17 protein-coding genes and 1 pseudogene are annotated in these 18,532 nt (G+C 72.4%); 7 read left to right on the top strand and 11 right to left on the bottom strand.

All coding sequences use genetic code 11. From position 1 onward, the window contains the following. Positions 1-394 precede the first annotated feature (394 nt). Positions 395-1,168, top strand: coding sequence for a hypothetical protein (locus tag FH715_RS11870; protein ID WP_139644256.1), 774 nt, complete (start codon positions 395-397; stop codon positions 1,166-1,168). A gap of 134 nt (positions 1,169-1,302) precedes the next feature. On the opposite strand, the gene FH715_RS11865 is transcribed toward FH715_RS11870, so the two are convergent. Continuing rightward, positions 1,303-2,592, bottom strand: a complete 1,290-nt coding sequence (locus FH715_RS11865) for a cation:proton antiporter domain-containing protein (RefSeq protein WP_139644254.1) — start codon at positions 2,590-2,592, stop codon at positions 1,303-1,305. A 319-nt stretch (positions 2,593-2,911) separates the two neighbouring features. On the opposite strand from FH715_RS11865, the gene FH715_RS11860 reads away from it, so the two are divergent. The 4 genes from FH715_RS11860 (at position 2,912) to FH715_RS11845 (ending at position 6,785) form a co-directional block, all read left to right on the top strand. Continuing rightward, positions 2,912-3,445, top strand: coding sequence for a flavin reductase family protein (locus tag FH715_RS11860; protein ID WP_246108701.1), 534 nt, complete (start codon positions 2,912-2,914; stop codon positions 3,443-3,445). A 504-nt stretch (positions 3,446-3,949) separates the two neighbouring features. Beyond that, positions 3,950-4,792 carry an ArsR/SmtB family transcription factor gene (locus tag FH715_RS11855; RefSeq protein WP_139644252.1) on the top strand — a complete coding sequence of 281 codons (843 nt, stop codon included), beginning with the start codon at positions 3,950-3,952 and terminating at the stop codon, positions 4,790-4,792. A 139-nt stretch (positions 4,793-4,931) separates the two neighbouring features. Then, the gene (locus FH715_RS11850; protein ID WP_139644250.1) at positions 4,932-5,888 is read left to right on the top strand and encodes an FAD-dependent oxidoreductase; all 957 of its coding nucleotides are present in this window, start codon (positions 4,932-4,934) and stop codon (positions 5,886-5,888) included. Between the two features lie 216 nt (positions 5,889-6,104). Further along, positions 6,105-6,785 (top strand): hypothetical protein, encoded by a 681-nt coding sequence (locus FH715_RS11845; protein WP_139644248.1) that lies wholly within the window; start codon positions 6,105-6,107, stop codon positions 6,783-6,785. 3 nt (positions 6,786-6,788) lie between these two features. Here the strand turns inward: FH715_RS11845 and FH715_RS28880 are convergent, their stop codons facing one another. From FH715_RS28880 to FH715_RS11815, 8 genes and pseudogenes are all read right to left on the bottom strand, one after another. Further along, a complete protein-coding gene (locus tag FH715_RS28880) occupies positions 6,789-7,208 on the bottom strand; it encodes a hypothetical protein (RefSeq protein WP_246108700.1) in 420 nt (139 codons plus the stop codon). Positions 7,209-7,355: 147 nt separating this feature from the next. Further along, positions 7,356-7,901: a hypothetical protein gene (locus tag FH715_RS28875; protein ID WP_246108699.1), complete on the bottom strand. Its 546-nt coding sequence runs from the start codon at positions 7,899-7,901 to the stop codon at positions 7,356-7,358. A 278-nt stretch (positions 7,902-8,179) separates the two neighbouring features. Beyond that, positions 8,180-8,830 carry a serine integrase family protein gene (locus tag FH715_RS11835; protein ID WP_246108698.1) on the bottom strand — a complete coding sequence of 217 codons (651 nt, stop codon included), beginning with the start codon at positions 8,828-8,830 and terminating at the stop codon, positions 8,180-8,182. Positions 8,831-8,852: 22 nt separating this feature from the next. Then, on the bottom strand, positions 8,853-9,572 hold the full coding sequence (locus tag FH715_RS11830; RefSeq protein ID WP_139644240.1) for an SGNH/GDSL hydrolase family protein: 720 nt from the start codon (positions 9,570-9,572) through the stop codon (positions 8,853-8,855). After that, positions 9,569-10,033: a cupin domain-containing protein gene (locus tag FH715_RS11825; protein ID WP_139644236.1), complete on the bottom strand. Its 465-nt coding sequence runs from the start codon at positions 10,031-10,033 to the stop codon at positions 9,569-9,571. The genes FH715_RS11830 and FH715_RS11825 overlap by 4 nt, the downstream gene beginning before the upstream one ends. Before the next feature lie 83 nt (positions 10,034-10,116). Next, the gene (locus FH715_RS29535) at positions 10,117-10,452 is read right to left on the bottom strand and encodes a helix-turn-helix domain-containing protein (RefSeq protein ID WP_425472707.1); all 336 of its coding nucleotides are present in this window, start codon (positions 10,450-10,452) and stop codon (positions 10,117-10,119) included. A 366-nt stretch (positions 10,453-10,818) separates the two neighbouring features. Then, a pseudogene (locus FH715_RS29440) lies at positions 10,819-11,849 on the bottom strand (Tn3 family transposase); the annotation flags it as partial. Continuing rightward, the gene (locus FH715_RS11815; protein ID WP_139644427.1) at positions 11,831-12,823 is read right to left on the bottom strand and encodes a DMT family transporter; all 993 of its coding nucleotides are present in this window, start codon (positions 12,821-12,823) and stop codon (positions 11,831-11,833) included. The pseudogene FH715_RS29440 and the gene FH715_RS11815, both read right to left, overlap by 19 nt. Positions 12,824-13,005: 182 nt before the next feature. Between FH715_RS11815 and FH715_RS11810 the strand changes: the two genes are divergently transcribed. Beyond that, entirely contained in the window at positions 13,006-13,917 is a 912-nt protein-coding gene (locus FH715_RS11810; protein WP_139644233.1) for a LysR family transcriptional regulator, read from the top strand. A 175-nt stretch (positions 13,918-14,092) separates the two neighbouring features. Further along, entirely contained in the window at positions 14,093-14,785 is a 693-nt protein-coding gene (locus FH715_RS11805; protein WP_139644230.1) for a GntR family transcriptional regulator, read from the top strand. 146 nt (positions 14,786-14,931) lie between these two features. On the opposite strand, the gene FH715_RS11800 is transcribed toward FH715_RS11805, so the two are convergent. Further along, positions 14,932-17,154: an NADP-dependent isocitrate dehydrogenase gene (locus FH715_RS11800; protein WP_139644228.1), complete on the bottom strand. Its 2,223-nt coding sequence runs from the start codon at positions 17,152-17,154 to the stop codon at positions 14,932-14,934. An 86-nt stretch (positions 17,155-17,240) separates the two neighbouring features. After that, on the bottom strand, positions 17,241-18,524 hold the full coding sequence (locus FH715_RS11795; RefSeq protein ID WP_139644225.1) for a CHAT domain-containing protein: 1,284 nt from the start codon (positions 18,522-18,524) through the stop codon (positions 17,241-17,243). Between the last annotated feature and the right edge of the window lie 8 nt (positions 18,525-18,532).

Below are 18,532 nucleotides of genomic sequence, written 5' to 3'. Positions count from 1 at the left end.
CGCGCGGTTCCGGCACTCCCGCACACGCTCGTACGCCTTTCCGTCTCGGGGTCGCCGTGTGTGTGGGAGAAGTGAAGGCATTTCGACGGAAGTTGTTCGGGTAATTCTGGGTTCCGATCGTTTTCCTTCCCTCGCCGTCGACCGTCTCCGCTGTCGCAAAGAAGCCGGTAAGGGGGGCGGACGGGAGGGAGTGGGAGAGGGGAGCGCGGTGACCGCTCCCGCCGTTCCGTCGGTCGCCGGCGGGGAGGGCGCCCGTCAGCGGCGGCCGTCGTGGCGGAGGTCGGCGGCGAGGTCGGCGGCGAGGGCGCGGAATCCGCCGGCCGCGGTCGCAACCGGACGGCTCCGCCGAGGCGTCCAATCAGGGAAGTCCATCCTGACGAGGAAAGGTGACACCGTGCCGCCACGCCCCCTGGACGCCACCGAACAGGCCGAGATATGCGCCGAGATCGGCGCGCTGCTCGGCGCCGGCCTGCCCGACGGCTGGGCGAGGGCGACCCTGAGGTGGTCCGGGCTGGCCGGCGGCGGCTCGTCGGCCTCCCTGTCCGTCGTGGCGGAGGACGGCCGCAGCCTTGCCGCGGCGGGTGTCCCGGGGGGCGTCGCAGAGCTGTGCGGGCGGCTGCGAGCGGGGATGTACAGGGAGACCGACGGCACCTGGTTCACGTTGGTCTACACGCTGGTCCCGGGGCGTCACTCGGTCCGCTTCGAGTACGAAGAGGAGCCGGAGGGACCGTCCTTCACACCCGAGAACTACGCCCAGGACCTGGCCTACTTCCCCCGCGCCGAGGAAAACGTCCCGGACTGGCTGCGAGAGAAGCTGGACGGGCTCCCCAACGTCTACGGGGGCGTGTACACGGAGCCCGACGGACCGGACGGCGTCCCGAGGCCCTCCCTGGGCGAGTGCGCCGCCGCGCTGGCCGAGGCCGGCTGGGAGACCGGAGCGTCCGACCGGTTCCGTGGAGAGCTCGCCTTCTCCACCGAGTGGGCCCGACTCAGCACGCTCTCCAGCCGCGGCCTCATCCGCTTCGCGGGACAGGTGGCCCCGGAGCGTTGGGAGGAGCTTCACGCACTGCTCACCGGGTTCGGCTGGAACGTCGGCATGACGTGCTACGAGCCGAGGGGCGGCGAACTGGCGCGGGAGTTCCCGCCCCCCAGGGAGACCGGTCGCTGACCGTTTCGGCCCGACGCCCGCCGTACAACCGTGGGCCTGCCGGCGGCGCTGCGGCGCGGCGGCGGCCCTGACCGGGGCCCCGGGAGGGGGCTTTCCGACCGGGCGGCGGCTTCCACCGCCCCCGGAGGGAACGGCTATTCCCCCGCCGGGGCGGCCGTGAGCGGGCGCCCGGGGGCGGCACCGGGGGCCTCGGGGGGCGCGAGGCGGTGGATGACCGGGCCGGCCATCGCCGTGGTGAGGAGCGCCATCAGCACCATCATCGTGAAGAGTTCGGAGCTGATCACCCCCAGCTGGCGACCGATCTCCAGGACCACCAGCTCCGTCAGCCCCCGGGTGTTCATCAGCGCGCCGAAGACCGTCGCCTCGCGCCAGCCCATGCCGAGGGCGCGCGCGGGGAGCGCGGCGCCGACGAGTTTGCCGACCACGGCGACGGCGACGACCAGCGCCAGCACCGCGGTGTCGGCGGGCCCCAACGCGCCGATGTCGACGGTGAGTCCGGTCACCACGAAGAACACCGGCAGCAGCAGCCCCGAGACGCGTTCCAGCGGGGGTTCCAGCAACTCCCGCTGCGAGGGCGCGAGATCCCTCGGCATCACCAGGCCGAAGGCGAACGCCCCGAAGATCGCGTGGACACCGATCCAGGTCGTCGCCACGGAGGAGAGCAGCACACCGGCCACCACCAGCGCCAACACCGTGCCGCGCGCGGCGAACCAGCCGCGGGCGGCGGCCCGCCGCAGCAGCGGGCGCACCAACGCGCCGAGCAGCAGCCCGTAGAGCGCCGTCAGCCCCACCACCCGGAGCGTCTCGGCCCCGCCCCGGCCGCCGCCCGACTCCACCAGCGCCACCACCAGGGCCAGCACACACCAGGCGATCACGTCACCGATCGCCGCGCACGCCATCGCCGTGCCGCCGACCCGCGTCCTGGACAGCCCGCCGTCCCGGATCACGCGGGCCAGCACGGGAAAGGCCGTGATGGCGAACGCCGTTCCCAGGTAGAGCGCGAACGTGCCAGGGGAGACTCCGTCACCCGCGTACGAGGAGTGCAGCCAGCCCGCCACGCCGAGCCCCAGCAGAAAGGGCACCACCATCGACAGCCCGGCCATCGTGCCCACCGCGCGCCCCCGGCCGCGCAGCCGAGCCAGGTCCAGCTCCCACCCGGCGAGGAACATGAAGAGAAGCAGGCCGAGTTGGGCGATGGCGGAGAGCAGCGGGCGCGCGTCGTCGGGGAAGAGCAGGCCGGGCAGGTCGCCCGGCAGCAGCCCCAGTACGCTCGGGCCCAGCGCGATCCCGACGGCGATCTCGCCGACCACCGGCGGCTGGCGGAGGCGGCGGGCCAACGGCACCACGGCGGCCGAGAGGAGCAGCACGATCGCCAGATCGGCCATGACGACCGACTCGGTCGGCAGACTCTCGGCGAGGGACATCGCACCTCCAGAGCGGGGGGACGGCGGGCCGGTGCCGGCCCAACAGCCCGATTCTGGCCGCTGGCGGCTCCCTCATCGACGCCCTTAAGCACAGCCCGAATCACCCGACCAGGCGCCGGCGCCACGCGCCGCCAACTCGCCCTTCCACCAGGGAGTTTCAACGGCCGCTTAAGGAGGTCGCGGGGAGGCGGGCGCGCTCGTTACCTTCCTGACCAGGCCGGGTGGGGGCCGGGCCGCGGGCCGGGGCTCCGCCGGGCACGGCCGCCCTTCCGGCGCCGCCGCACGGACCGTGACCGCGCGCCCGACCCAGGACCCGGAGATGACGATGACGGTGCCCCTGTCCAGCGATCGGCCGGCCCAGGGTGTCGCGCCCCACGACTTCCGTGCCCTGATGGCCGGGTTCCCCACCGGCGTGGGCATCGTGACGGCCTTTCAGCCCGACGGCCGGCCGATCGGGATGACCTGCTCGTCGATATGCAGCGTCTCCCTGACGCCCTCGCCCACGCTGCTGGTCTGCCTGCGCAAGGGCAGTCCCACACTGGCCGCGCTGCTGAGCGCCGGCACCTTCGCGCTCAACCTGCTCCACGAGGGCGGGCGTGCCACCGCCGAACTCTTCGCCTCCGGCGACCCCGACCGCTTCGACCGGGTCGCCTGGCGGTCGGGGGCGGGCTTCGGCGGCCCGCACCTGCCGGCGGACAGCCATGTGACGGCGGACTGCGAGATCAGCCAGTACAACGCGATCGGTGACCACGAGGCCGTCTTCGGCAAGGTCACCGCCGTGACCGCCGAGGAACCCGAGCGGGCCCCGCTGCTCTACGGCCGTCGCCGGTACGCCGTCTGGCCCGCCGGCTGAACTCTCCGCCGCGGTCCGCTCCCGCCGCGATCCCATCAACGGAAGGATCTCCGTCGCGGTCGTTCCCCGGTGGCCGCACGCGGTGATTCCCGAGCGGCAGCGCGCGTCTTGTTTCCGGGTGCCGGTATTCCGCTTCTCCGGCGCCACTTGGTCGTTTCCTGGGAAACACGGGTGTCGTCGGCCCCACGCGCCCCCGCTGATGCATCCTACGCGCGACGCCGACGTCGGTCCAGGTCAGGGCCCTGGCGTGAGCGAGGGGTGAGCGGGCGTTCCTATCAAGGAATTCCCGTTTCGGGAAGTCGGGTTGCAGCTTTCGCGCTTATCTACCGTTCCTTCTGATAAGGCGTTCGTTTCGTGCCATACCAAACGCCTGAACAACGAGGTAATCTCTCGTCGAACTGAATCGGTGCGGATGGGGGATTTCGCATGGAGCGTCAGCGGATTAGTGTCCGTTTCGACAATCGTGATCTGGCGTTGACGACCGTGGGCACACGAGCGAGACCGGTGCTGGAGTCCGTGTTCGCCTTCGACGCGCTCGTGAGACGCGGGGGTGGCGGCCCCTTCGCCGAGTGGCGCCAGCGCACGCTGGCGCGGATGGGCCCGCGCGCTCGCGGCCTGTCGGGGCTGCCACCCGCGCTGCGGTCGCTGCCCGACCTGCTGGCCGCCGCGGAGGCGGACCCCCTGGAGACCGCCGGGCGGCGCGACGGGGTCGCCGCCGCGCTGCGGGAGTTCCGGGGGGTGGCGGTGACGCCCTACTGGCCCCGGATCGCCGCCTGTCTTGAGGCCGACTGTTCGGCGCGCGGCCGGCTTCTCCAGCGCGGCGGGGTCGAGCTGCTGCTCTCCACGCTGCACCCCGCCGTCACCTGGTCGTCCGGGGGGCTGCGGATCGACGGCCGGGGCCCCGGCGGCGAGGCCAGGCTGGACGGGCGCGGCCTGCTGCTGACGCCCTCGCTCTTCCTCAGCGGCCCGCCACTGCTGGTCGACCCTCCGGGGCGCGCGGCGGCGCCCACGCTCGTCTACCCGGTCGTCCTGGCGCCGGCCGAGATCGCCGCGCTGTGGACGGAGAACGAGGAGTGCCAGGTCGAGGCGCTGGGCGCGCTCGTCGGCCGCACCCGCGCCGCGATCATGCAGACCCTCACCGACGCCTGCAACACCACCGAACTCGGCCGCCGCGTCGGCGTCTCGCCCGCGGCAGCCAGCCAGCACGCCGCCGTACTCAGAAGCGCCGGCCTCATCACCACCCACCGCCGGCTGAACAGCGCGCTGCACACCCTGACCCCGCTCGGCATGGCGCTGCTCAACGCGCACACCCGCGCCGCCGGGGGGCGGGCGCGGCACGTCAACTGAGGCCGGCGGCGCCCGCTTCGCCCAGCCGGTGCCGGCGGGGGAGACAGAACGAGGGCGCGCACGGCACCATGGCCCGGACGGTTCCGTGGGCGCGCGACGACGCGTACGCGACGAGGGGCGAACGAAGGGGGCGGCGGGAATGGCGCGGGCCGAGGTGCTGGTCGTCGGTGGCGGGGTCAGCGGGCTCACCACGGCGGTGGTGCTCGCCGAGGCGGGCAGGCCGGTCCGGCTGGTCAGCGACCGGGCGCCGGAGCACACCACCTCGGCGGTGGCCGGGGCGCTCTGGGAGCCCTATCTGGCCGAGCCGAGGGAACGCGTCGCCGACTGGGCGTTCGCGACGCTGCCCACGCTGACCGAGCTGGCGTGCCGGCCGGCGGAGACCGGGGTGCGGATGGTCGAGGGGGTCAAGGCCCAGCGGACGGCCGAGCCGGTGCCGCCCTGGTGGCTGCCCCGACTCCCGGACGCCCTCCGTCCGTTGCGCCCCGACGAGCTGCCGCGCGGCTACCGTTCCGGCTATGCGGCGACCAGGCCGCTGCTCGACATGCCCGCCTATCTGGCCTATCTGGAGCGGCGGTTGGTCGCCGCCGGCGGCAGGATCGAACGGCGGCGGCTGGCCTCGCTCGCCGAGGCCGGCGCCCCGCTGGTGGTCAACTGCTCGGGGCTGGGCGCCAGGGAGCTGGTCCCGGACGAACGGGTCCGGCCCGTCCAGGGCCAGTTGGTGGTGGTGGAGAACCCGGGCGTCGAGCGGTGGCTGGTCGCCGAGCCGTCGGACGGCGAGGAGAACGTCTATCTCTTCCCGCAGCCCTTCGGACTGGTCCTCGGCGGCACCGCGCTGCGCGACCGCTGGGAGACCGAGCCCGACCCCGAGTTGGCCGCGCGCGTCGTGGCGCGCTGCGCCGAGATCCACCCGGAGATCGCCGCCGCCCGGGTCCTGGGCCACCGCGTCGGGCTGCGGCCGGCCAGGCCCGCCGTGCGACTGGAGGCGGAACGCGCGCACGGCGGCCTGGTCGTGCACAACTACGGGCACGGTGGCTGCGGGGTGACCGTCTCCTGGGCCTGCGCCCGGGAGGCCGCCGGGCTGCTGCCGCCCGACTGACCGGGCCCCGGCGGCGCCGCCTCCGCACTCGCCGTCTTCGGCGCCGGGTGGGGGCGTCGGCGCCGAGGGGGCGTCGCGGCCCGCCCTCCGGCCTCGGTACTGGTGGGCTCGCGTATTCAACCGTCGCGAGTTGGCCCACCTGACTCCGGCACTGCTACTGAGCGTGACAGAGTGGGGGAGATTCTGGGTGTCAGGGGCATCCGGTTGGATAAACACGTGACTGTCTATGACGTAGCTCGCCAGTTCCCTTCGATCGCTGACCTGCGGAACCTGTGCCGCTCACTGGCGATGCTCGATGCGATCTTGAGCCCGGACTGGGAGGGTCGGTACTACTCCTTCAACGCCAGCTGGGCTGACGGCGAGGAGATGGCGTCGATGCGCAACGGCTCGGGATACGAGTACTCCATCGTGTTCTCGGCGGCCGGGGCCTATATCCGTGGCTTCGACCACGAAGCACCGATGAGCCCCTACGGCAACGACGGCGAGCCCTGGCCGGGAGTGATCGACGAGGTTCCGGAAGCCTTCAAGTCCTTCGTCGCGGAGCCCGCGTTCACCGATGAGGACGACGTGCCCGTCGTGACGGCCTGTCTGTGGCGGGAGGCGACGGACGATCGGTGGCGGCACGGCGTGATCGACTTCCCCACCGGGAGTTCCGACCCAGACGGTGCAACGGGCCTGTTCGAGCTCCTGGTCGACCGCTCGCCGGAGGCGTTCCAGCGCTTCGCCGAGGACTACCACGAGGTTTCCGTGGACCTGGAAGCGGTGCGCGATGTGTATGCCTTGCTACCGCTGAGCCATGAGCTCGTGTCATCGCTGAACCCGGAGGTCACCCTCGTAGACCTGGGCGAGGACATCGCCGAGATCGGCTACCCGCAGCCGCTCCGGGACGCGACCTGAGCTTCAACCGTCGGTGAGCGGATGGGGAGCCCAGCCCGCCGGTGACCGGGTGTGGTCGCCTGCGGCGTATCGGCTCCAGGCTCCGCCGTTCTCCCGGAGGAGTCGGCTGGTGGTCTTGTCGTGGTAGCCGAGGGCGTCCGCGAGGACGGGGGCGGGCAGTTCGAGGAGTTGCTGTCGGATGGCGGCGCCGCGGGCAGCGGCGACCGGAATGCCGATCTCGCCCAGGAGTGCGGACAGGTGGTCGGGGCGGGCTGGCTGGCCGGCTCGGCGGCCGGGGAAGAGCCAGCGGGACGCCTGGTTGGTGGCGGTGTTCATGTTGCCGCGGTCCGCGTTGTACGCCAGCGGCAGGGCCGCGACCGGTGCGGGGACGGGCGAGGCGGGCTCCCCGAGCCGCAGCAGTGTGGCCTCTCCGTTGTGGAGCACGTCGTCGATCGTCAGCCGGACGATCCGGGTGAGAGGTTGCGCGTAGAGAAGGACGATGACGCCGGCGACGCGGAGGCGCGTCGGTGCGTCCGCGTCGATCAGCAGCCGGCCGAGTGCGGCCAGGCGTTCGTCCTCGCTCAGGGCGGGTCACCGGGAGATCCTCTGGGCAGGGATGGAGAGGGGGCGTGGGCATCGGCGGCTCTGCATGGCCCAGTTGAGGAAGGGCCTCAGGGAGGTGCGGCGGCGTTCGGTGTTCTCGGCGAACCAGGCGTCGATGTCGAGCTGGCCCAGGGACGCGAGGGTACTGTTCCGGGCGCTGAGCCACTGCAGGAAGGCCGTCGCGCAGGTGATCTGCTCGGCCGCGAAGAGCTCGATCGTCTTCAAGTGTTCGGGTTCTGCGATGCCGGCCAGGTGGCCGGGCAGCCATCGTTGGAAGGAGCAGATGTGCTTGTCCACGACGGGTAGGACTCCGCTGGCCGTCGAGAGTTCTTCCAGATGGGCCGCTGCCCGCCAGGGCTGGAGTTTGTGGAAGGCGTCGTGGGTCAGGGGGATCTGTCCGAGGCCGAGCCTCCGCAGCATCTGGGAGGCGTTCCCGGGTTGGCCGCGGCGCATGTCGAGCCAGGACAGGCCGCCCGTCCACCAGGTGCAGCCGTGCCGCACCTGGGATCGACCCGTCGAACCCCACTGGTCCACCACCCTCCGTCACTCGCGTCGTATGCGAGAAAACCGCATCTGATGCGAGTCGGCGGACAAACCGCAGGTCAGTCAGCCGGACGAGTGACACCAGCTGGCGTCGCCCGCACGTCCGTGGCTACCGTCGCCACCAGCAGGCTGGGCCAACTTCCATGGTCAGTACGCTGGTGGGCGCCGTTAGCCACGACGATTCGCGAACCGTCGCGAGTTCGCATCGGATGCGATTGGCGGCGCTTGGAACATCGGTACAGCGGTTAACGCTAAGCCGGTGCTCACGGTCAGGCGGGGGCTCCGAGAGCGGTGACGCGGTTCTTGTACTCGCGGCGGGCCTTGCGCTGGGCCGGGATCACAGCGGTCCCAGGGGCGCCGTCGAGAGGCTGGGAGAGGTCGAGAAGTCGGCGGTGGACCGCTGGCACGGCCGTGATGCGCAGGGTGTAGCCCTGGCCGTGCCGTACGGTCAGGCCGTGGTGGAGCGCGGCCCGCTCGGCGGGCTCCAGCTCGGTGGTGCGGAGGAAGTCGGCGACCCTGCCCGGCATGTCGAGGGTGACCGGCAGCTCCGGGGCCGGGACGTCCTCCTCGATGGCGGTGTGGTCGGGCATGAGGTCCGCGACGGCTGTGCGGATCGCGCCGCGGCTGACGCCATGGTCACGGGCGAGGGCGGCGATCGAGCGGCCCTCCAGGTAGGAGGTGCGCACGCCGGCGGTCTTGTCGGCCGGGACGGCGGGGCGGCGTCCGCCCTTGTTGCCCTTGGCGTCTGCCGCGCGCAGTCCGTCGTAGGTCAGCTCGCGCTGGAGGTCGCGCTGGAGTTCGCCGGCGGCGGCGAGGGTCTGCACCATGAACTTCACGGTGGACAGCAGCTCTCCGGTGCGCGGGTGGCGAGCGGTGAGGTCCATGGCGGAGAACGCGCCGTCGTGGATGCGCAGCGCCATCTGGTCGCGGCTCCGGAACCAGCTACGCGTTCTGGGGCAGGAGACCGGCGTCGATGACCTCAGCGATCAGGGTGGCGCCGCGGCTGTTCTGGTGGATGTGGTCGGTCGTGAGCACGAGGTTTCGGCGCCGCGAGATCGTGTCGAGGTTGCGGCGGAGCACGGCGTGTTGGACGAGGACGCCGAGGCCCGCTGCGGGCGTCACCTCCCGGTAGGGAATCGGCGGTGGGTCCGCTTGGCGCAGTTCCTCGATCTGGCGTTCGTGGAGTGGAAGGTAAGTCACCTCGTTGGTGGTGGCGACTTCGGCGATCATCCGGCTGTACCGCTGCGATGCCTGCGCCGCTGCTCCGTCGAGTTGTTGGCCGAGAACCGGGAGCGACAGCAGACCGATCGTCGCGTCGGTTTCCGCTCGCAGTCGTTCGACGACGGCTCCCAGGCACTGCTGGAACCAGCCGGCTGACGGGCGTTCGGGGAGCTGTTTGCGCTTCATGGCCTTGTCTACGCGGTAGCCGGCAAGGCTCGCTCGGGCGTCGTTGGTCCCGATCAACACGGTGATGACGTCGGGCGGGTTCGCGATGACGGCGTCGAGGCTCCGCAAGAGGTTGTAGGCGAAGTCACCGTTGGCGCCGAAGCGGGCAAGCTGCAGATCACCGGGAGGGTGGCGTCGTCCGAGGAGGTCCAGGTAGTCGACGCTGATCAGCGCGCGGGTGAGGCTGTCGCCGAGGCAGGCGATGCGTGTCGTCATGGTGCTTCCGGTCCCGGCACGCCGACGCGTTCGGTCGGGTGGGTGTCGGTGCGAGGACGGTGGTCGGTGCCGAGGCCGGCGGTGATGGTCAGGATGGACGTCGGCCCGGTCATGTCGACCGCGTGCCATACCCCGGCCGGGTTGATGGTGGCCTCGCCGGGCCCGAGCAGAACGCGGTCGGGCACTCCGTCCAGGTCGCGGGTGACCGTCACCGACCCGCTGAGGCAGACGACCAGTTCGTCGCCGGCGGGGTGGCTCTCCCAATGGTCGCCGGGGCCGTAGCCGTCGAAGATCATCACCATCCGGCCCTCGGCGCCGTCTGCCGCAACCGCGGCGCTGTAGGCCTGGAGCGCCTCCGGGTCCCAGGCGAAGCCCTCGACGGGTTTCGCTGTCGATCCCAGTCCGAGGTGCACGGGGGCGGTCCGCAGGTCGATGGCGTTGTGTTCGTTGACGAGTCTCATGCCGACGATCGTCACACCGCAGCGATCGGGTGGTCTTGAAAGAATGGGAACACAAGCCGACGCGACGGGCGGTCGGTCGGCGACTACCCGGTCCCGAGGAGGACCTCGCTGTGCCGCCAGGCCGTCGGCGTTCGGCACGTGAACTCGGTCCGGTCCCGCACGAGGTGGGCCTGGTCGGCGTAGCCGGAAATGGTCGCCACATCGGCCCACGGGACCGGGTCCCGCGCCGTCGCCAGGTCGTGCGCGTGCTCGAAGCGGAGAACGCGGGCGAAGGTTTTCGGCGACGGGCCCAGCTCGCCGCGGAACCGTTCGGTGAGGTGCCGGCGGCTCCAGCCCAGTTCCGCGGCGACTGCACCGACCTGGACGCGGCCCCGCGCGGCGACGAGGCGGCGCCAGGCCTCGGCCACCTCGGGGCGCATCCGGCGCACACGGTCGCTGCCGGCGCCACGACCGACAGCTCGCAGGAGCAACTCGTCCAGTAGGGCGAACGGCGCTGCCCATGTCGATGCCGCTCGGAGCCGGTCGGCCAGTTCGACGCCAAGCGCTCCGAGAAGCTCGTCCAGGGGGACCAGTCGGTGGGCGAGCACAGCGGCGGGCATGCCGTAGATGGCCCGAGCCCCGAGCGGTGTCAGCGCCACCTTCACACCTTGCTGGCGTCCGTCGTGGTGGATCGCGACGGACCGGCACATCAGACCGCCGGCCACACTGCCGAATCGGGTGACCGGTGACCCGTCGCCAACGCCCGCCGCCACCTCCAAAGGGTCTGACAGGCTGATCACCGCAGTGAGAACGCCGCGCGGGGTGCCTGGGACGACCATCTGTCCGATGCCCGCGACCTGGTCGTTGACGGCGTTGAGCCAGGTGATGCCCCGCTTGAACCCGAAGTACTTCGGTGATGGCGCCGCGCTGACCGTGCGGACGGGAACGACGAACCGCAGCCCGTCCACCGAGGCGAGCAGGCCCTCGCCCCAGAACTTCACGATCGGCACTTCGGCCTGGGCGGCGATCAGCCGCCCGTTCGCGGCGGCGATGGTGTCGGCGCGGAGGTAGTACTGGTCGACGTGCACGAGCCGGGCCCGGGTCAGCGCCTCATGAGCGGGGTTGACCACCGGGGCCAGGCCGATGTCGCACGCCTCCGACACGAGCAGCGCGACCACCGACGTGGACAGGTCCTTCATCCGGGTCGTGCCGTCCCCCAGGTGCACGAAGGCGTCCAGGAAGCCGGTCCAGGCATTCACCTCGAACAACAGGTCCGGCAGGTCGATCTTCGGGAGCATCCGCTCGACCCGCCCCCGCAGCCAGGTCAGGGACTTCGGCTCACCGAGCGCGCCGAGCTTGTCGACGTTCAGCTTCGCCCGCCCGTCGTCCTGCACCTCGATGGACACCTTCGCCGCCGGCCCCGCCTCCCGAAGACGCTCGGCGAGCTGTTTCCACACCGACGCGACCACTCCCCATCCTCGTACTCGTGGTACTCGTAGGCGTCCCGGATCTCCCACGCGTGCTCGTACGCCGTCGGCTTGCGCTCGGTGTACCGCTTCACGCACGAGACGTCCGCGATGCCGAGCTGCGCGGCCAGGTGCTCGATCACGCCCCACGGCACGTCCAGCGGGTCGCCCGGGAGGAACCGGCCGATGTAGCGCACCGCGCACATCTGGAGAGCGAACCCGAGCCGACTGTGGTCCCCGCGCCGCTTCGCGCTCAGCTTGCGGTCCTCGTCGTCCAGGAAGAAGAACCGCTCCAGCTCCGGCCGGGTCGGCTCCTCATTGAACTTGCCGTACGGCGCCGCCTGTTCGTCGGTCAGGAACGCCACCGGCATGAGCGCGAAGCTATCGGCGCCCGGAGCCGCTCAGGGATCTTCCGTCGAACCTCGTCGCCGGGCCTGTCACCTGTGCTAGGCGCCATGATCGCGGGCTTAGCGTCAACCGCTGTACCGATGTTCCCCGAGGCCGCCCTCGTCAGCCCCACCCCCGCCAGCACCACCGCCATGCCCAGCACCACCCGGGGGCTCAGCGGCTCGGCCAGCAGCCACGCGCCCAGGCCGAGCGAGACCACCGGCAGCAGATAGCCCACGGTGGCGGCCGTGGTCGGCCCCTCGTCGGCGATCAGCCGGAAGTTGAGAAGAAACGTCACCCCCGTGCCGAGCGTCCCCAGCACCAGGAGCGCCCACAGGCCCGTGGCGTCCGGCCCCTGGCCCGCCGCCGCGCCGCCCGTCAGCAACCCCGGCGCCGACAGCGCCGTGGCTGCGGTGAGTTGGGCGGCGGAGAGGGCCAGGGGGCCGGTCCCGGTGCCCGTCAGCCGCCGGGCCATGTAGGCGAAGGCCAACGCGTAGCTGACGGCGGCGCCCAGCAGCGCCAGCGCCCCCCAGCCCATCAGCCCGCCCGCACCGCGCCACGGGGCGAAGAGCAGCGCCGTTCCCGCCAGGCCGAGCAGCAGCCCGCCCAACCGGGCGCCGCCGAGGCGCCGTTCGGCGCCCAGCGCCAGGCCGAGCAGCAGCGACCACAGCGGGGTGGTCGCGTGGATCACCCCGGCCACGCCGGAGTCCACCGTCCGCTGGCCGAGGCCGAAGAGCAGAAACGGCAGCGCGTTGCAGAACAGCGCGGCCACCAGCAGCCTGCCCCACACCGCCGCCGACGAGGGCAGCGCCTGCCCGGCCACCCGCGCGGCGACCCACAGGACCGCCGCCCCCAACAGGCAGCGGCCGAAGGCGATCTGGGCGGGGGAGAGGCCGTGGTCCAGACAGACGTCGATCCAGAGGAAGGCCGAGCCCCACAGCAGTGCCAGCAGAGCCATCCTGGCGGTGGTGCGGTGGCGGGCGGTGAGCGAGGACAACGCGAGCCTCCTGAGGCCGGGCCGTGCCGGGCGCGGCGAAGCGGGAGCGGGAGTGAGAACGGGAACAGGAACAGGACGACGATCGCAGCGCGGACAGCCAAGGACAAGCGAAGGATTCACGGGTTATCGTTAAGCTGTCCTACATGCTTGACGTGCGACGACTCCAGGTACTCCGTGCCGTGGTGACCAGCGGCTCCGTGACGGCCGCCGCCCAACACCTCGGCTACACCCCCTCCGCCGTGAGCCAGCAGCTCGGCGTGCTGGAACGGCAGGCCGGGACCCGGCTGCTGGCCCGGGTCGGGCGCGGGGTCCGTCCGACAGCCGCCGGCCGACTGCTCGCCGAGCACGCGGAGTTGATCGCCCGTCAGGTCGCGGCTGCCGAGACGGCGTTGGCCGAGCTGCGCGCCGGCCGCTCCGGTCGGCTGACGCTGCGTTACTTCGCCAGTGCCGGCGGTCCCGTGGTCGCCCCGGCGCTGGCGGCCTTCCGCGCCGAGCATCCGGGCGTGCGCCTGACCCTGCGGCTCGAAGCCCCGGGGGAGTCGCTCGACGAGGTGGCGAGGGGAACGGTCGACGCCGCCCTCGTCGTGCGCGACGCGGGCGACACGGCGCCGGGCGTGGTGTCGCGGCCGGTGGCGGAGGACCCGTTCCGGGTGGTGCTGCCGCGCGGCCATCGGCTCGCCGGACAGGCCGAGTTGGCGTTGACCGAACTCGCGGGCGAGCCCTGGGTGACCGGGGAGTGGCCGGTCGGCCCGTGCCTGCGACGCGTCCTCGACGCCTGCGCCGCCGCCGGTTTCAGCCCCGATCTGGCGGTCGAGAGCGAGGACTACCCGACCGCCCAGGGGTTCGTGGCGGCCGGCCTCGGGGTCGCCGTCATCCCGTCGCTCGCGCTGGGCACCCCCCACCCCGGGGTGGTCTCCCGCCCGCTGTCCCCAGGGCTCGGGCGGCCCGTCTGCCTGGCGGCGGCCGAGGCCACCTGGGAGCTTCCCACGATGGCGACGCTGGAGTCGGCGCTGCGCGGCGCGCTCCGTGAGGCGGGGGCGGTCGAGGCTTTCTGAGGGGGTGTCAGTTTCGCTCGCGCGAACGGAAGGTAGCTTTCCTGTTCGACCTGGACCGCACGTTGGCGGCAAGATCGTCCCGACCAGCCAGGGGCGCTTGACCCGCCCGCGGGGCCGGGCACCCGCCGGCGACCCGCCGGGGGGTGGGTGACGAGGGAACGCCAAGAGGAACGACATGACCGGTGCCGAGCATGGCCGACAACCCGTCAGGAGACGCGAGATCCTGCGCGAGGCGGTGGCCGACGCGCTGCGCGCCGCCGTCGTCTCCGGCGAGATGGAGCCGGGGGTGGTCTACTCGGCTCCCGCGCTCGCCGCCCGCTTCGGCGTCTCCGCGACCCCGGTGCGGGAGGCGATGCTGGACCTGGTCAGGGAGGGCATGGTGGACTCCGTGCCCAACAAGGGGTTCCGGGTCACCGAGATCTCTCCCGCCGACCTCGACCACATCGTGGAGCTGCGGCTGCTGATCGAGCCGGCCACCGTCTGGCGGATAGTCCCCGACGTTCCCGAGGAGCATCTCGCCACGCTGCGGGCGATGGCCCAGCGGATCATGGACCACGCGGCGGCGGGCGATCTGCTCTCCTACAGCGAGGCCGACCGCCGTTTCCACCTGGCGCTGCTGGCCTACGGCGGCAACCCGGCGCTCGTCCAGACGGTCTCGCAACTCCACGCCAGAACACGGTTGTTGGGGCTCGCCTCGGTGGCGAGGCGAGGGCGGCTCGGCGCGGCGGCGGAGGAACATCTGCGGCTGGTCGAGCTGGTCGCCCTCCGCGACCGCGACGCGGCGCGGGCGCTGATGCGCGCGCACATCGAGCAGATGCGGGCGGCGGACGCCGGCGCCGACGCGGACGCGGACGTGGATTGGCGGTAGGGGGCGGCGTTTCGTCGTTGTCCTCGGCCCGGTGGGTGGTCGCTCGCACGGTTCCCCGCGCCCCTGTGGGGATTGCTCGCGCGGTTCCCCGCGCCCCTTCGTGGGGGGCGGGGGAACCGCGCGGAGCGGGTGGGCGCCGGGCCGGGTCAGTTCAGCGTGGCCAGGGCCTCGTTGAACGTCGCCGAGGGGCGCATCACGGCCGCCGCCTTCTCCGGGTCGGGGAGGTAGTAGCCGCCGATGTCGGCGGGGGAGCCCTGGACGGCGATCAGCTCGCCGACGATGGTCTCCTCCTGCTCGCCCAGCGTCTTGGCCAGCGGGCCGAACGCCTCGGCCAGCGCCGCGTCGTCGGACTGCCCGGCCAGCTCCCGCGCCCAGTACAGCGCCAGGTAGAAGTGGCTGCCCCGGTTGTCGATGCCGCCGAGCCGCCGGCTGGGCGACTTGTTCTCGTTGAGGAACGTCGCGGTCGCCCGGTCCAGCGTGTCGGCCAGTACCTGCGCCCGGGCGTTGCCCGTCCGCTGCGCCAGGTGCTCGAAGCTGACGGCCAGCGCCAGGAACTCGCCCAGGCTGTCCCAGCGCAGGTAGTTCTCCTTGACCAGCTGCTGCACGTGCTTGGGCGCCGAGCCGCCGGCCCCGGTCTCGAAGAGGCCGCCGCCGTTGATCAGCGGCACCACCGAGAGCATCTTGGCGCTGGTGCCCAGCTCCAGGATCGGGAAGAGGTCGGTCAGGTAGTCGCGCAGCACGTTGCCCGTGACGGAGATGGTGTCCTCGCCCCTGCGGATGCGCTCCAGCGAGTAGGCGATGGCCTCGACCGGCGCCAGGATCTCGATGGTCAGGCCTTCGGTGTCGTGCTCCGGCAGGTAGGTGTTGACCTTCTCGATCAGGCTCGCGTCGTGCGCGCGGGTCGCGTCCAGCCAGAAGACGGCCGGGTCGCCGGTGGCGCGGGCGCGGTTGACGGCGAGCTTGACCCAGTCGCGCACCGGCACGTCCTTGGTCTGGCACATCCGCCAGATGTCGCCCGGCTGGACGGGGTGCTCCAGCACCACGTCGCCCGAGGCGGCGTACACGACGCGAACGGTCCCGGCGGCCGGGATCTCGAACGTCTTGTCGTGGCTGCCGTACTCCTCGGCCTTCTGCGCCATCAGGCCCACGTTGGGCACGGAGCCCATGGTCGCCGGGTCGAAGGCGCCGTGGGCGCGGCAGTCGTCGATCACGGCCTGGTAGATCCCGGCGTAGCTGCTGTCCGGGATGACGGCCAGGGTGTCGGCCTCCTCGCCCGCCGGGTCCCACATGTGGCCCGAGGTGCGGATCATCGCGGGCATCGAGGCGTCGACGATCACGTCGCTCGGCACGTGCAGGTTGGTGATGCCCCGGTCGGAGTCGACCATGGCCAGCTCGGGCCCGTCGGCCAGCTCGGCCTCGAAGGACGCGCGGATCGTCTCGCCCTCCGGGTGGCTCTCCAGGCCCTTGAGGATGCTGCCGAGCCCGTCGTTGGGGCTGAGCCCGGCGGCGGCCAGGGTCTCGCCGTGGGCGGCGAAGGTCTTCGGGAAGAAGGCGCGCACCACGTGGCCGAAGATGATCGGGTCGGAGACCTTCATCATGGTGGCCTTGAGGTGCACGGAGAACAGCACGCCCTCCGCCTTGGCGCGGGCGATCTGCTCGCCGAGGAACGTCCGCAGCGCCGCGACCCGCAGCACCGAGGCGTCGACGATCTCGCCCTCCAGCACCGGCACCGACTCGCGCAGCACGGTGGTGGTGCCGTCCTCGCCCGCGAGTTCGATGCGCAGCTCACCGGCGTTCGGCAGGATCGCGGAGAGCTCCGTGGAACGGAAGTCGTCGGCGGTCATGTGCGCGACATTGGTCCGGGAGTCCGAGGACCACGCGCCCATGCGGTGCGGGTTGCCGCGGGCGTAGTTCTTGACCGAGGCGGGGGCGCGGCGGTCGGAGTTGCCCTCGCGCAGCACGGGGTTGACCGCGCTGCCCTTGACCCGGTCGTAGCGGGCCCGTACCTCGCGCTCCTCGTCGGTGCGCGGCTCGTCCGGGTACTCCGGCAGGTCGTAGCCGCGCTCGCGCAGCTCGGCGATGGCCGCCTTCAGCTGCGGGATGGAGGCGGAGATGTTGGGCAGCTTGATGATGTTCGCCTCGGGCGTCTGGGCGGCGTCGCCCAGCTCGGCGAGTGCGTCGTCGATGCGCTGGTCGGCTTCCAGCCGCTCGGGGAAGCTGGCGATGATCCGACCGGCCAGCGAGATGTCCCGCTGCTCCACCCGGACGCCGGCGGTCGCCGCGTACGCCTCGATCACCGGCAACAGCGAAAACGTCGCCAGGGCGGGGGCCTCGTCGGTTTGTGTGTAGATGACGGTCGAGTCAGTCACCGGGCGCTCTCCACTCCACGTCTGCAACATTGCTCGACATCAAGATATCCCGTGCCCCCTCCGGTCCCGAAGCCGCTCCCGTCCTCTCAGCCGTGGGCGGTGGTGAACGCACCCCAGGTGAACGGCGCGTGCGCCACCGCCCCCGTTTCCCGCCAGCGCGCCAACTCGCCGCGCTGCCAGTCGTTGAGGGCCACCACCGGATCGGGCGCGTCGCCCGCCGCGTCCACCGCCAGGACCGCGCGGGCGATCACCGAGGTCTCCGCGTCCGCGCCCGGCGCGAACCGGCGCACGCCGGCGTCCGTCGGCAGCGTCCAGCGCGTGGAGACCACGTACTCGGCGCCGGCGTGGATCGCGGCGGCGACCAGCCCGGTCGGCTCGGCGAACCGCACCTCCCCGCCGCTCTCGCAGGCCACCAGCGCCACCCGGTTCGGCATCCGCCACGGCGTGGGCGCCTCGGGCCGGTGGCCGAGGACCAGGTCGGCGGCCGTCAGCGGCCGGTGCCCGCCGAGCGGCGCCGCGCGGCCCGTGGTGTCAGGCCCGCACCCCAGGTGGAGCCGCGCGTCCAGACCGTGCTCGCCGGTGGTGACATGGCCCACATAGAGAAACCTGGCGGCGTCGGCCAGCAGCGGCTGGAGCACGTCCCTGGTGAGCCCGGAACGGCGGAACGCCTCCGCCGGCGGGACCTCGGGGCGCAGCCGGTCGCCCAGCGCGGCGACCATCGCGACCAGCGGCGAGTCCTCGCCGACCGGGCCGAGCACCGAGCCCAGACCGGTGCGCGCGGCCGGCCCCGGCACCCTCGGGTCGAGCGCGGCCACCACGGGGCCGGCCGGGTCCCACGGCGAGACGACGCGCTCGGGGGAGTGGCGCACCGTCGCCGGCGGCAGCGCCGCGACGTCCAGATGCTCCACCAGGCGTTCCGTGACATCCACCCGCAGCGCCTCCCAGGGCACCTGCCCGGTGGAGGGCGAGGGCTGCACCCGCAGCCTCGGGCGGATGCCGCGCTCCAGCAGCAGGTCGAGTTCCCGTCCCAGGTGGTAGGGGATCAACGCGGTCGCCAGCCGGCCGAGCAGCGCCGCCTCCCGCTCCGGGGCGGTCAGCGGGCCCTCGCCCAGCGACCTGGTCAGCGCCCGCTCGATCGACTCGCCCGGCAGCGGCGTCGGCAGTGCGGCGGCCAGCTCGGCCAACACCCCGGCGACGGCGGCCCGTTCGAAGTACAGCACCCTCGGCTCGTCGGGCGCGTGCTCCCAGCGCCACGTCAGATACAGGTCGTCGGCGTCCACGTACTTCAGCTGCACGGTCGGCTGGAAGGAGCCGTCGCACCCCTCGACCACCCCGAGATCCACCTCCGGCGGCCCGGTCCTCGCCGTCATCGTGTCCT

This window comes from Streptomyces sedi, from assembly GCF_006335015.1.
Taxonomy (GTDB): domain Bacteria; phylum Actinomycetota; class Actinomycetes; order Streptomycetales; family Streptomycetaceae; genus Streptomyces; species Streptomyces sedi.
This window is presented reverse-complemented; position numbering and strand designations above follow the sequence as displayed.

Excerpts from the sequence above, each read along its gene's own strand:
- FH715_RS11835 (WP_246108698.1), bottom strand. The coding sequence starts at position 8,830 with ATGGCGCTGCGCATCCACGACGGCGCGTTCTCCGCCATGGACCTCACC.
- FH715_RS11815 (WP_139644427.1), bottom strand. The coding sequence starts at position 12,823 with ATGGCTCTGCTGGCACTGCTGTGGGGCTCGGCCTTCCTCTGGATCGAC.
- FH715_RS11860 (WP_246108701.1), top strand. The coding sequence starts at position 2,912 with ATGACGATGACGGTGCCCCTGTCCAGCGATCGGCCGGCCCAGGGTGTC.
- FH715_RS11810 (WP_139644233.1), top strand. The coding sequence starts at position 13,006 with ATGCTTGACGTGCGACGACTCCAGGTACTCCGTGCCGTGGTGACCAGC.
- FH715_RS11825 (WP_139644236.1), bottom strand. The coding sequence starts at position 10,033 with ATGAGACTCGTCAACGAACACAACGCCATCGACCTGCGGACCGCCCCC.
- FH715_RS11830 (WP_139644240.1), bottom strand. The coding sequence starts at position 9,572 with ATGACGACACGCATCGCCTGCCTCGGCGACAGCCTCACCCGCGCGCTG.
- FH715_RS11850 (WP_139644250.1), top strand. The coding sequence starts at position 4,932 with ATGGCGCGGGCCGAGGTGCTGGTCGTCGGTGGCGGGGTCAGCGGGCTC.
- FH715_RS11795 (WP_139644225.1), bottom strand. The coding sequence starts at position 18,524 with ATGACGGCGAGGACCGGGCCGCCGGAGGTGGATCTCGGGGTGGTCGAG.
- FH715_RS11805 (WP_139644230.1), top strand. The coding sequence starts at position 14,093 with ATGACCGGTGCCGAGCATGGCCGACAACCCGTCAGGAGACGCGAGATC.
- FH715_RS11865 (WP_139644254.1), bottom strand. The coding sequence starts at position 2,592 with ATGTCCCTCGCCGAGAGTCTGCCGACCGAGTCGGTCGTCATGGCCGAT.
- FH715_RS29535 (WP_425472707.1), bottom strand. The coding sequence starts at position 10,452 with ATGCGCCCCGAGGTGGCCGAGGCCTGGCGCCGCCTCGTCGCCGCGCGG.